Origin of the sequence: Actinoplanes sp. HUAS TT8 (genome assembly GCF_051380535.1) — a bacterium.
GTDB lineage: Bacteria > Actinomycetota > Actinomycetes > Mycobacteriales > Micromonosporaceae > Actinoplanes.
In genome coordinates, this window is sequence record NZ_CP195646.1 from 8368442 (window position 1) to 8381178 (window position 12737).

Annotated in this window: 9 protein-coding genes; 2 read left to right on the plus strand and 7 right to left on the minus strand. The window is 69.0% G+C overall.

Annotated elements, in window-relative coordinates:
• Positions 1-190: 190 nt before the first annotated feature.
• The 5 genes from ACSHV8_RS37050 to ACSHV8_RS37070 form a co-directional block, all read right to left on the minus strand.
• Positions 191-1207: a serine/threonine-protein kinase gene (locus ACSHV8_RS37050; RefSeq protein WP_436523643.1), complete on the minus strand. Its 1017-nt coding sequence runs from the start codon at positions 1205-1207 to the stop codon at positions 191-193.
• 5 nt (positions 1208-1212) lie between these two features.
• Complete coding sequence (locus tag ACSHV8_RS37055; protein WP_436523645.1) at positions 1213-1662, minus strand: hypothetical protein; 450 nt, start codon at positions 1660-1662, stop codon at positions 1213-1215.
• An 89-nt stretch (positions 1663-1751) separates the two neighbouring features.
• The gene (locus ACSHV8_RS37060) at positions 1752-2708 is read right to left on the minus strand and encodes a hypothetical protein (protein WP_436523647.1); all 957 of its coding nucleotides are present in this window, start codon (positions 2706-2708) and stop codon (positions 1752-1754) included.
• Positions 2709-2796: 88 nt separating this feature from the next.
• A complete protein-coding gene (locus ACSHV8_RS37065; protein ID WP_436523649.1) occupies positions 2797-3150 on the minus strand; it encodes a hypothetical protein in 354 nt (117 codons plus the stop codon).
• A gap of 484 nt (positions 3151-3634) precedes the next feature.
• A complete protein-coding gene (locus ACSHV8_RS37070; RefSeq protein WP_436523651.1) occupies positions 3635-4789 on the minus strand; it encodes an acyl-CoA dehydrogenase family protein in 1155 nt (384 codons plus the stop codon).
• 231 nt (positions 4790-5020) lie between these two features.
• Here ACSHV8_RS37070 and ACSHV8_RS37075 point away from each other — a divergent pair, with 231 nt between their 5' ends.
• On the plus strand, positions 5021-9946 hold the full coding sequence (locus tag ACSHV8_RS37075; RefSeq protein WP_436523653.1) for an SCO7613 C-terminal domain-containing membrane protein: 4926 nt from the start codon (positions 5021-5023) through the stop codon (positions 9944-9946).
• A gap of 456 nt (positions 9947-10402) precedes the next feature.
• Here the strand turns inward: ACSHV8_RS37075 and purE are convergent, their stop codons facing one another.
• Positions 10403-10900, minus strand: coding sequence for a 5-(carboxyamino)imidazole ribonucleotide mutase (gene purE / locus ACSHV8_RS37080; protein WP_436523655.1), 498 nt, complete (start codon positions 10898-10900; stop codon positions 10403-10405).
• Complete coding sequence (locus ACSHV8_RS37085; RefSeq protein ID WP_436523657.1) at positions 10900-12042, minus strand: 5-(carboxyamino)imidazole ribonucleotide synthase; 1143 nt, start codon at positions 12040-12042, stop codon at positions 10900-10902. The genes purE and ACSHV8_RS37085 overlap by 1 nt, the downstream gene beginning before the upstream one ends.
• A gap of 131 nt (positions 12043-12173) precedes the next feature.
• On the opposite strand from ACSHV8_RS37085, the gene ACSHV8_RS37090 reads away from it, so the two are divergent.
• A complete protein-coding gene (locus ACSHV8_RS37090) occupies positions 12174-12734 on the plus strand; it encodes a Uma2 family endonuclease (RefSeq protein ID WP_436523659.1) in 561 nt (186 codons plus the stop codon).
• Positions 12735-12737: the final 3 nt, after the last annotated feature.

The following is a 12737-nucleotide window of genomic DNA, read 5'->3' on the forward strand; positions in this document are numbered from 1 at the left end:
TGGCCGATTTCTGCTATTGTCCCTCGGCGCTCGGCTGCTCCTGGACGCGGGCCCAAAGTCGCTGGTTGTCCGACCGGGCGAAGAACACCGGCCGAGACCGAGTAACCGCTGCTGCGGCCTCACAATGTACGTGATACTGCTCGCGACGCGATCTCAGGCTGAGGAGAGTGCGCGGCCCGAATGGAGTCGACTAGCGACCGCCGATCGCGATTCGCTGAAGAACGATTGCGGAATGCTGGTTGGCGCTGGCCTCCGTTGTGAATTGTGCGCAGTCCGCACTGACTGACCGGAAGTTTCCGTTAGCGCTTCTACGCTTCAAGATGAAGCGAAACCCGCGCTTACTTCCGTCCACCCCAGCTTGCCACTCCACTCCATCCTTACTGATTCCCTTCCATGCGCTGCCTGTAACCATTTGCCAAGACACCTTAGGGCGCGCGGACTCTATAGCGTGACGCATGGCGCGTGCAGATTGGAATCGCTTGGCGGGATCCATATGTAATGCTTTCGCCACCACCTGGCGAAGACTTTTATGCACGTGGGGCGCAAATGTTTCTCTCGGCGGAAGGGATCCGGATTTTATCAGTCGCGCTATTTGGTCACTACTGGCTGATGCAATGGCAGACAAAAAGCTGTCTCCATTAAGCATGCGGTACAGGGTGACGCCCATCGCATAGACGTCACCGGCCGCAGCCTCGATACAACCCGGATCAGGAAAAGCTTCGGGCGGCAGATGAGGCGTGTAGCCAATTGGCGCGAACGCCGCATGACCTTTCTGGCAAGCAAGGCCGAAGTCAGACACCTTCACTGATCCGTTTGCAGCGACCAGGAGATTGGCTGGTTTCAAATCTCGATGAAGAAGATTGCGCGAGTGAAGGTATTCGAGGCCACGGCAGGCATCCTCGACCGCTGCGGTTGCGAGCCGTACTGGCAGCGGTTCTCCGTGGTGTCGATTTTCAATGCTTCCGGCGGGCAGGTATTCCATTCTGATCACCGGGACGCCCATCTCCAGCTCTGCGGAGTAGACATCAACAACGTGGTCATGCTTGGCTTGCAGCATACTTCGAGCCTCGGAGAACGGGTCAGTAATGCCGGAAGATCCGGGCCCGTTCAGATACTTTGCCGCACACAAGCGCTGCAGGCCAAGATCCTCCTCTAGCCATACCTCCCCGAAGTACCCTCTTCCAAGAACTCTCAGCTGCCTATACATAAATCCTACTTCTCCAAAATAGCCAATGCCGCCGTTACGGGCTCAAGGTGAGCTTTGATTGTTTCCGCCACCAGGGGAACTTGCAGCAAAGCGTCCTGAAGCTCCGTTGCGTTTTTTGCGGAAAATGCAGCTCTAAGGGATACCGCCAGAATCCTTCGGCACTCAAGTCCGCTCGACGCAATCGCTTCCTGGACAACTCCTTCAACCTCGGCGCGCGGAAGTGAGTTGCCTTGACCACCTGCTTCGGCGGCTCGAATCGCCACCATGCTTAAATCCTGCTTCCCCGTGATCTCGAGAATCTCTTTACGAACCCAGACCAATTCTTCACCGCGGGTACCCGCCGGAGCTTTTGCATAACCCGAGTCGACTTTCGTTGCAGAAGCCCGATCAACCCCCTCCAGAATCACCCAATCGAGGGTGTTCTTGGTGCACTTCACGCCCAAAATGCGCAGCATTGGCAATCTCACTTCACGGTCTAGTGGGCCGGTTGGATCGCGGCAACGGGTGCAGGGTACACGATGATCGGGAGCACCCTCATGTAAAGTCATGGTTTTTCGATCGAATGGAGATTGGTCGCTGACGCCAACTGACACGCCATGATTGATGGTTGAGCTGACGCCACTCGCAAATCGTCAGCTATGGCGAGTGCCAAGTGATGAAACAGGCGTGTCGCGCAGTGCCGACAGCGGGCTTCCTCCGGGTGCCAAAGCCCCAGATCACGAGCTGCTGGCCTTCGATGACGGCGGATGTTGCAGATGCGGCTGGGTGTCGAACGGACCGAGGTCGGGCACCAGCTCGTGAGCTGCTGCGAGATCGCGGATCTTCGCCAGGTAGGACGCCCGCTTCGCAGGCTCTCGATGGCACTGAGGGCCAACACCGGGCTCCACCCCAGTACGAGTAGCTGCTCGGGGTCAGCCTCGGGCTCGGCGGCGAGGCGCAGGGCCGGTGGCTGATCTGCGCCCCGCCAGTCGATGTACTTGGCCAGCGTCGCCAGGCTGACATGAACCGACCCGGTGAGGTGACGGTAAAAGCCGTAGATGCTCTTGGACCCGCCGTCGAAGCGGTCTGCGACCGCTTCGATCTTGAGCTGTGGCTCTCCGACAGGATGGTTGAGATCCGCTTGCAGGCTCTCCGGGATGACGACGCCCCCATCGCGCATGCCTTGGACGACGTTGCGGTGCAGCCGGCTCATGGACCCGATCAGGGCCTCCTCGCCCTCGTGGGTATGGATCACCCACTGGGCGGCGAGGGCGTGCTCGAAGGCCACCCGGATGTTCGCGCGAGCGGCGTAGGCCAAGCCCTGCGCATGCAGACTGAGTGCCGCCACGACCTGCGCCATCGTGTGGGCGACAACCGGGTAGGTGGCATTGAACCTCCTCGTCGACTCCGCGTCGACCACGAACGCGGGCGCTGTTCGCCAGTGTTCCAGGCAGGCGTGGGCTGCCGCCAGATGGAGTGCGCCGAGACGCTCCAGCTCCTGTTCATCGCTCCGAGAGGTCATTCGCCGATGATGCGGGCCAGGCGTTCGGTCAGTCTACGGAGTTAGCACCTCCGACATGGTGACCGGAGGAGCACCGCAGACCAATCATTCATGCCGCTCGGCGACAACGACGCCCTGAAATATGGCTGTCGACCAGGCCCTGCCCCTGGGAGTCGCCGTGTCCATCTGTTGAGTCAGCGCAGCAGCGGGGGCAACATCTGCTGGACGGCGGCGGTCTGCTTCTCCCAAGCCGCGACGAGTTCATGAGGGCATAGTCGTCGTGGTTGCGCCCGATGATCTGCAGGTGATGCGGCAGCTCGGCGGTACTCAACTCAGCGGGGACAGCCAGGGTCGGCGCGTTGATCAGTGTGCCGATGGTGCTGCCCTCCGTCCAGCGGGAGTAGCTGGAAATGGTGGTGTCGCCGATCTTCTCCGGCAAATGCAGGGGGCTGTCGAACGACAAGATCTGGGCTATCGACGATTACTCGGCGTAACTAGACGGAGTTCGACATCCCAGCCGCCGAAGCGCCCGGGGCAGCAAAAGGTCGGCTACGAATTTCCGTCATCACCCCCTGAAGAAATCGAAGGTATCCGAGTCTTCATGAGGCAACTCGACGGCGATCGTTCATTGCCTTAGTCAAATAAATCGATCGGCCGAGCCAGCATCTCGCCATAACACCAACCGAAAGCATCCCTCTTAGACTTCCCTCCGTAACGGAATAAGTACGCAAGGCGGCGGCACGCGCGTCGCAAATCATGGGTCCTGAGCTGGGAAAACGTCTCACACCGCTTGTCGAGACGCCTCACAGCACCCCGCCCATCCATCGATAGATATCCCGCATTCGTGAATCACGGACATCTACGAGTTTCCGGGGCCAAAAACAGGGCCGACTGTCTACAGTCGGCCCTGTCTTAGAACCATTCTGACCTGCGGAAACTTGCCTCTCTCAGCCTTTCAGAAGCTGCCGCGCCATCACGATCCGCTGCACCTGGTTGGTGCCCTCGTAGATCTGGGTGATCTTGGCGTCGCGCATCATGCGCTCGACCGGGTAGTCCCGGGTGTACCCGTACCCGCCCAGGATCTGCACCGCATCCGTGGTGATCTCCATGGCCACGTCCGACGCGAAGCACTTGGCGGCGGCGCCGAAGTAGGTCAGGTCGGCGTCGCCGCGCTCGCTCTTGCCGGCCGCGGTGTAGGTCAGCTGCCGGGCCGCCTCCAGCTTCATGCCCATGTCGGCCAGCATGAACTGCAGGCCCTGGAACTCGGCGATGGACTTGCCGAACTGCTTGCGCTCCTTGGCGTAGCCCAGAGCGAAGTCCAGCGCCCCCTGCGCGATGCCGATGGCCTGCGCCGCGATCGTGACCCGGGTATGGTCCAGGGTCTTCATCGCGGTCGCGAACCCGGTGCCCTCGTCGCCGATCATCCGGTCGGCCGGGATCCGTACGTTGTCGAAGTAGACCTCGCGGGTCGGCGATCCCTTGATGCCGAGCTTCTTCTCCGGCGCGCCGAAGGTGACGCCCGGGTCGGACTTCTCGACGACGAACGCCGAGATGCCGCGCGAGCGCGCGCTCGGGTCGGTGACGGCGAAGACCGTGTAGTACTCCGAGACGCCGGCGTTGGTGATCCAGCGCTTGACGCCGTTGAGCACCCAGGAGTCTCCGTCGCGGACGGCCCGGGTGGTCATCGACGCGGCGTCCGAGCCGGCCTCGGGCTCGGACAAGCAGTAGGAGAACATCCCCTCGCCCGCGGCCACCTTCGACAGGTACTTGCGCTTGAGCTCCTCGGACGCCGACAGGATCAGCGGCAGCGAGCCGAGCTTGTTCACCGCCGGGATCAGCGACGACGCGGCGCAGGCCCGGGCCACTTCCTCGATCACGATCGCGGTGGCGAGCGCGTCGGCGCCGGCGCCGCCGTACTCCACCGGGATGTGCGGGGCGTGGAAGTCGGAGGATCGCAGCGCGTCGTACGACGCCTTCGGGAACTCCCCGGTCTCATCGGCCTCGGCCGCGTTCGGAGCCACCCGGGCGTCACAGACCTCGCGCACGGCGGCGCGGATGGTCTCGTGATCCTCCGGCAGCCGGTAGACGTCGAAATCAGACATGTCCCCTTGCCCTTCCCTCTTCAACGGACCCGCCCGCAATGTTACTGGCGCGTAGCGTACGCCGGGCAATGGAACCTGACTGTGCCGAATATCGCCACCGATGACGAGCAAGCGAGGTCACTGCCGGGTTCGGGGCCGTTTCAACAGATCTCCACCCGGTTGAGGCTGTTCTAATGGTGTGGCGTACCGGCATGCTCTAACTACGGAGCGGCACGCTGGCGAGGAGGACCGGTGGCGAAGGCTGAGGAGCCTGACTACGGCGAGCAGCTGTCTCGGATCGACGCCTCGATTGCGGCGCTCAAACAGCAGGACATGGAGGCCGCCTCCACCCGCACCAAGATCGCCAGCAAGATTCAGGCGGCCCAGTTCCAGAAGGACATCCTGGCCCACGCGCAGAAGCAGAAGGCCGGAAAGTCACGCCGCGTGGCCGCCGGTGCGCGCCGCCCGGCCGAGGAGTTCCCGCCCCCGCCGCCTCCGGGCGCCCGCCCGGACGGGCCGGACGAGGAGCCGCCGCCCCAGCCGCCGCGCAGCGCGCCCCGCCGCCCCACCGACGACGGCCCCGAACCCGGCGCCGGCCGCCGCCCCTCCCGCCGGCCGATGGCCCCGCTGGAGCACGGGCCGGAAGCTTCCACCCAGTCGGTGCAGAACATCCTGCTCGGCCTCGGCGCGCTGCTGATCGGCATCGCGGCCGTGGTCTTCGCCGGGGTGGCCTTCTCCAACCCGGTGGCCCGCGCGGTCATCCTGGCCCTGTTCACCGCGATCGCGCTGAGCGTCGCGCCCGGCGTGGCCCGGCGCACGCTGACCTCGACCGCCGAGACGATCGCAGCGGTCGGCCTGATCCTGCTGCCGATGACGCTGTACACGCTGCACGGCAGCCCGCTGGGCGGCGGCCCGGACGTCGCGACCCCGCTCTACCTGGGCATCACGTTCGGGATCACCGCGGTCGCCAGTTTCGTGTATGCCGGCGCGACCAAGCTGGCCATCCCGCGCTATGCCACGGTGATCGCCACCCAGCCGGTCGCGCCCCTGCTGGCGTACCCCTGGATCCAGAGCCCGGCCGGCTGGGGTCTGGCCCTGACCGCGGTCGCCGTGCTCGACCTGCTGCTGCTCACCCGGGTGATCAAGCGGGGGCGGCTGGTGCCGCGCTGGCCGCTGGGCCGGCCCACCGAGGCCGACCGGGTCAACGAGGCCGAGCGGGAGATGGAGGCCGAGCCCGATCCCCGGCCGGAGTCCCAGCCGGAAGAGCCGGATCTGATCATTCCCGGTCTCCGGCCCAAGCGCCGCCGCTGGATCCCGACCCGGATCTTCCCCGGCCCGCGGCCCGAGGGCGCGCCGCCGGCCGGTTCCGGCCCGCTCGCCGACCCGGCCGAGCCGCAATCGGCCGACTGGTTGCGCGAGCTGACGTTCGCGCTGCTCTGCGTCGCGTGCGCGGGCGCGCTGCTCTACTCCTCGGTCGCGCTGCTGCAGGCCCAGGTCTTCTCGAACGCGTTCCGCTCCGGCCTGATCCTGGTCGCCGCCGCGCTCACCGGGGTCGCCGCGGCCAAGCTGCTGGATCAGCCGCTGGCCCGGCACATCGCCGGTGGCGTGCTCACGCTCGCGGTGATCGGCACCGCCGCCCGGCTGGCCGCCGTGGTCGACCCGCGCTGGACCCTGGTGATCGCCGCCGCCACGGTGGCACTGGCCGGGGCCGTGGTCGGCCTGCTGCCCGCGCCGGTCCGCACCGGCCCGCAGTGGGCGGCGACCGGCGCTCTGGGACTGATCGGCCTGTTCGTGGCCATCGACGCGATCCGCGCCGCGATCGCCCCGGTGGCCGCGGCCCGCCCGATCTGGCACGCCGACACCGCCGACTACGCCCGTACGCTGTCCGACGCGGTCGGCCCGTCGGGCTGGCTGCTCGTCTTCGCCGCGCTGCTGGTGACCATCGCGGCCGCGCTCGCCCTGCCGGCCGAGATCCGGCACGAGGGCGCGGTGATCGGCGTCGCCATGACCGCCCTGGCCGTGCCCGCCTCGCTCGGGCTGAACTGGTCCGAGGCGCCCTGGCCGCTGGTGCTGGCGGCGATCGCGATCGGTGCCGGCGGCCTCTGGTCGTCGACCCGTCGGGTCGCGTTCACGCACGTCGCCGCGGCCGGGCTGGTCGGCCTGTTCGGGGCCGGGGCCGCGCTCTCCGCGACCTGGCTGACCGCCGCGGTGCTGACCGCGCTGGCCGGCGCCGGGGTGATGGTGACGATCGCGGCCCGGCAGATCCCGGTCCGGCTGTTCGCCTGGGTGATCGGCGACTGGGCGTCGGGGGCGGCCGCACTGGCCATCCCGGGGGCCGCGGTGACCGCCGCCCTGGCCATCTCCGACACCGGGCAGGGCCCGCCGCCGACCGCCGCGGCGACCGTCCCGGCGCTCGCCGCCGGTTTCCTCGCGGTGGCCGGCACGCTCAGCTACGCGGCGGTGTTCCAGGTGGCCCGCCGGGAAATCAGCTTCCCGCTGACCGCCGGCACCGGCCTGGGTGCGGTCGCGCTGGCCGCCGCCGCCATCCTCGCGCCCGGCCGGGCGCCGGCCGACGTCGCGGTCGGCGCGCTGCTGCTGGCCGCCGCGCTGCTGCTGTTCTTCGCCAAGTCGATCGACAACCGGGGCCGCACCGACCGGATGATGGACGGGCCGGACTGGGCCGCCGCGGCCGCCACGGTGGCGATCTGCGGGGCACTGGCCCGGGTCGCCGCGCTGGCTTTCCCGACCGCTCCGCTGGCCGTCGCCGGTGTCGTGATCCTGCTTGTCGGCATGGGTGTCACCGTGCTGATGGAGGACTGGAAGCGCGGACCGTCCCGGGGCCTGGGCATCGCCGCGCTGGTGGTCGCCGGGCTGGCCGGCGTCCAGGCGGTCAACGGCAGCCTGCGGATCCTGTCGGCGCCCGGCCCGCTCTGGGCGGCCGACGTCGAGCACTTCACCACCAACCCGCCGGCCGGCGCCTGGCAGGCCCCGTTCGCCCTGGTGCTGGTGGCCATCACGGCCGCCATCGCGCTGCCCAAGCCGTGGTCGCACTACGCCTCCGGGGTGTGTGCGGCGCTGGCCACGATGGGCGCGCCGTGGGCGCTCGGGCTGCCCTGGTGGTCGCCCCTGCTGATCGGGGCCGCCGTCGCCACCGCGTACGCGCTGGGCAGTCTCGCCACGAACGAGCCGCAGGCGGCCCGGGCTCGCGCCGCCGTCGCCGCCCTGGTCCTTCTGCACGCCGCGGTGGTCGGCCTGGCCCAGCCGTGGTCGACCGGCATGGCGCTGCTCGCCGTCGTGCTGCTGGGCACGCTGGTGGCGGTGACCGGCCGTGGCCGGGCGATGGTGCTGCCGTCGCATCGTGCGCAGATCGGCGGCGCCGCGACCGGTGCCGTCCTGCTCGCCCTGCCCGGTGCGTTCGCCTCGTTCGCGGCCGACCAGGGCAACAGTGCCCAGGTCGTGCTGACCGCCGCGCTGGCCGGTTCCAGCCTCGGGCTGGCGCTGCTGGCCCTGCTGGGCCGGCACGTCCCGCAGTACCTGCCGTGGGCGACGATCGGCCTGGTGCTCGGCGCGACCGTGACCGCGCTGGTGTCGGTGCCGACGGACTACCCGACGGCGCTCTACGCCGCGGCCGCCGCCCTGCTCGGGGTGCTCGCCGAGATGCTGCGCGGCGCGGTCCCGGCCCCGCTCGACCCGGATGTGGTCGACGAGTTCCCGGCCGGTGACATCCGCTACCAGCGGTCCCGCCGCCTGCGCCGGGGCAGCCTGTTCCAGCGTTGGCGCAGCGATCCGGCCACCGGCGCCGTGATGCTCGCCCTGCTGCCCACCCTGCTGGCGCTGTTCTCGCTGGCCCCGGCCCTGCGCGCGGCGCTGTTCGACCCGCTCAAGCAGCTCGGCTCGGTCTGGGACGGCCCGGTGCCGGCCCTGCTCACCCCGGACGCCGGGACCGTCGACGCGACCAGTGCGCTGGCCGCGGTCCTGCTCACCGGGGCGGCCGCGCTGGCCGCGCTCGGGTTCGGCGGGCGGGCGGCCGAGACCGTGCCGGTGATCCTGCCCGGGGTGGCCCTCACCCTGCTGATCACCCCGATCGCGCTGCACGCCGGGTTCCCGGCGGCGACCGGGGCGGCGCTGGCCGTGTTCACCATCTCGATGCTGGGGCTGGCGCTCACCCTGCCCCCGGTCACCAGCCGGTCGCCGATGCTGCGCGGCACCCGGACCGTCGTCTTCGTCATCGGTCTGCTGGCCGGTGGCGCCGGCCTGTCCGGCAGCCTGGCCCGCTCCGACCTGACGCTGTTCACGCTGGGCGCCGCGGTCGGCGTCGGCCTGGTCGCCGCGATCGCCGGGCGCTCGTCGACCGCCCGCCTGCTCGGCTGGCTGTTCGCGGCGCTCATGGGCCAGATGTTCGTGCTGGCCGGGGCGATCGCGCTCGGGCTGGACCGGCACTGGGCGGCGTTCGGCGTGCTCGCCGTCGGCGCCGGGCTGCTCGCCCTGGAGTCGCTGCTCCCCCGGCTCGGCCTGGCCCAGTTCCGCGCCGAGGCGGTCACCGTCGAGTGGAGTGGTTACGCGTCGGCCGCGATCGCCGGGGCGCTGGCCTTCGACTCGCCCGCGCACCTGGCCGCGCTGCTCGCCGCCTGGGGTGCCGTGCTCGGCCTGACCGCGTCCCGCCCGGACCGCACGCCCAGCCAGCGGCGCATGCTGTTCTGGCTGGCGGTCGGTTTCGAGATCGTCGGCTGGTGGCTGTTCATCGCACTCGCCGAGGTGGCGCTCCCGGAAGCGTACACGCTGCCGTTCGCCGCCCTGGCGCTCGCCGTCGGCATCGTCGAGGCGCACCACCGCCCCGACCTGAGCAGCTGGGCCGCCTACGGTCCCGCTCTGCTGGCCGCCTTCATCCCGACGATCGCACTGGTCATCGGCGGTGGCAGCCACGAGGACATCCGCGAGGTGCTCCTGCTGCTCGGCGGCGTCACCACGCTGATCATCGGCTCCCGGACCCGCCAGCAGGCGCCCGTGCTGGTCGGCACGGTCGCCACGATCGTCGCGGCGTTGAAGTTCATCTTCAGCCTGGGCGGCCCCTGGCTGATGCTGGTCCCGGTCGGCGTCGTCCTGATCTTCCTGGGCGCCACCAGCGAGAGCCGCCGCCGCACTCAGGACCTGCGCAACCGGGTCTCCCAAATGCGATAGATCAACCCCATTTGCGCGTACGGCCATAACCCCGGTCCCGTGGCGTCCCCCTCGCGAGGCCGCCCCGGCACCGGGCCACCCCGCACCCCGCCCCACCTCGGCTGGCACTCACGGCTGCTCAGACGGCTCAGGACAACCACCAGCACCAGCCGCGAGCCGTCAGCTGGCACTCACGGCTGCTCAGACAGCCCGGGACGACCACCAGCACCAGCCGCGAACCGGCAGCTGGTGCTCACGGCTCCCCAGATAGCCCGGGACGACCACCAGCACCAGCCGCGAGCCGGCAGCTGGTGCTCACGGCTGCTCAGACGGCTCGGGACGACCGTGAGGGCCAGCTGGGCTGGCCGGCGGCGCCGGGGTGAGCTGGGGGTCGCGAGGGCGGGCCAGGGGACCGGGCTCACGACGTACACAATCGGGAATTGACGCCGGAGGGAAGCGGAGCCGGCGGCGAAGGGATCAGCCCAGAAGTTTTTCGCGGAGCGCGGCGTCCTTCTCGGCGACGAGCTTCTCCAGGCCCGCCTGAAAATCCGACATCTTCTGGCGAATCGCCGGGTCGGACGCGCCGAGGATGCGGACCGCGAGCAGGCCCGCGTTGCGCGCGCCGCCGATCGACACGGTGGCGACCGGGACGCCGGCCGGCATCTGCACGATGGAGAGCAGCGAATCCATGCCGTCCAGGTGCTTGAGCGGCACCGGGACGCCGACCACGGGCAGCGGGGTGAGCGCCGCGACCATGCCCGGCAGGTGAGCCGCACCGCCGGCCCCCGCGATGATCACCTTGACGCCGCGGTCGGCCGCGGACTCCGCGTAGTCGACCATCTTGCGAACGGTCCGGTGCGCGGAAACCACGCCGACCTCGAACGGCACCTCGAACTCGGCCAGGGCGACGGCGGCCGCCTCCATGGTCGGCCAGTCCGAATCACTGCCCATGATGATGCCGACGACGGGTGCCATCAGTTGCCTTCCTGAAGCCATTTCGCGGCGCGGGCCGCCCGGGCCCGCACCTCGTCCAACGAGTCGCCCAGCACGGTCACGTGCCCGATCTTGCGGCCGGGCCGGACCTGCTTGCCGTAGAGGTGCACGCGCGCGTCCGGCACCTCGGCGAACAGGTGGTGCAGCCGCTCGTCGATGGAGATCCCGCCCGGCTCGCCACCGAGCACGTTGGCCATCACGACGACCGGCGCGGCCAGCGCGGTGGAACCCATCGGATAGTCCAGAACCGCGCGCAGATGCTGCTCGAACTGCGACGTCCGCGCGCCCTCGATCGTCCAGTGGCCGGAGTTGTGCGGGCGCATGGCCAGCTCGTTCACCACGATGCCGTCGGCGGTCTCGAACAGCTCGACCGCCAGCAGGCCGACCACACCCAGCTCGGTGGCCAGGTCGATGGCGAGCTGCTGCGCGTGCAGCGCGACCTCGTCGGGCAGATCCTGAGCCGGGGCGATCACCTCGACGCAGATGCCGTCCCGCTGCACGGTCTCGACCACCGGGTAGGCCGCGACCTGGCCGAACGGCGACCGCGCGACAAGCGCCGCGAGCTCGCGCCGCAGCGGCACCTTCTCCTCGACGATCAGCGGGATCCCGGTCGAGACCAGATCCTCGGCCGCCTCGCGGGAACCGACCATCCAGACACCGCGGCCGTCATAACCCCCGCGGGTCGCCTTGGCCACCACCGGCCAGGAGCCGCCCGCGAACGCCTCGATCTCGTCGGCCGAACCGACCCGGGCCCACCGCGGCACCGGCGCGCCGAGCTCGGCCAGCCGCTCCCGCATCATGCCCTTGTCCTGCGCGAAGACCAGCGCCTTGGACCCCGGGAAAATCTTCACACCCTCGGCTTCGAGCGCCTCGATGTGCTCGGTCGGCACCTGCTCGTGATCGAAGGTGACGGCGTCGCACCCCTTCGCGAACTCCCGCAACGCGGAAAGATCGGTGTGCGACCCGATCGGCACATCGGCGGCGACCAGCGCCGCGGAGTCGTCAGGCTTCTCACTGAGCACGCGCAGTGACTGGCCGAGGGAGATCGCGGCTTGGTGGGTCATCCGGGCCAGCTGGCCGCCGCCCACCATGCCGACTACGGGCAGACCGGTTCGGGTATCCATCGCCCGCCCAGCCTAGCCACGCCTTTTCCCCTTCCGGAAATCAACCCCACTTCTCCGGTACGGCAATAGGCCGTCACCAATCGCACAAGTTGACCGACCTGGTCCAGCGCGATGGCCACTACCGTGGGCCCATGAGCGCAGAGGCATTCGCCAAGTCCCTGCCACCTGTCGTCACGCTCGATCACATCACCGACATGATCGAAACTGACGGATACGGTCACCGGTTCGAACTGAGCCCCGAGGGAGCAGTCACCATCACGCCGCTGCCTGACACTGAGCACGCCGGCATCGCGAGCGATCTCTTCGCCTGGCTTCTTGCCAGTGGACGGCCGCCCCGGCAGATTTTGCAGGCCGTGGGCATCCGCATTTCGCTGCCGGACGGAGATGGCGGCCGCATTCCCGATCTGACGCTCTGGTCCAAGCGTCCGCAGGGCGTCTGGCCGGCCATCGCCGACCTGCTGCTGGCGGTCGAGATCGTCTCGCCCAGCTCCAGGAGCATGGATCGCGATCTCAAGGTCAAGGAATACGCGCGGGCCGGTATCCCCCGGTACTGGGTGGTGGATCGCGACGCGGCGAACACGGTGACGCTCTACCGCCTCACCGAGACCGACGGCTACGAATCGGTGACCAAGCTGCCTCTCGCCTGGCTGTTGCAGTCCTCGCCCGACGACCACCTGCCGTCGGCGAGCTGATCC

Bases quoted from the DNA above. Each gene is read 5' to 3' on its own strand.
- ACSHV8_RS37050 (WP_436523643.1), bottom strand. From the start codon at position 1,207: ATGTATAGGCAGCTGAGAGTTCTTGGAAGAGGGTACTTCGGGGAGGTA.
- ACSHV8_RS37055 (WP_436523645.1), bottom strand. From the start codon at position 1,662: ATGCTGCGCATTTTGGGCGTGAAGTGCACCAAGAACACCCTCGATTGG.
- ACSHV8_RS37060 (WP_436523647.1), bottom strand. From the start codon at position 2,708: ATGACCTCTCGGAGCGATGAACAGGAGCTGGAGCGTCTCGGCGCACTC.
- ACSHV8_RS37070 (WP_436523651.1), bottom strand. From the start codon at position 4,789: ATGTCTGATTTCGACGTCTACCGGCTGCCGGAGGATCACGAGACCATC.
- purE (WP_436523655.1), bottom strand. From the start codon at position 10,900: ATGGCACCCGTCGTCGGCATCATCATGGGCAGTGATTCGGACTGGCCG.
- ACSHV8_RS37085 (WP_436523657.1), bottom strand. From the start codon at position 12,042: ATGGATACCCGAACCGGTCTGCCCGTAGTCGGCATGGTGGGCGGCGGC.
- ACSHV8_RS37090 (WP_436523659.1), top strand. From the start codon at position 12,174: ATGAGCGCAGAGGCATTCGCCAAGTCCCTGCCACCTGTCGTCACGCTC.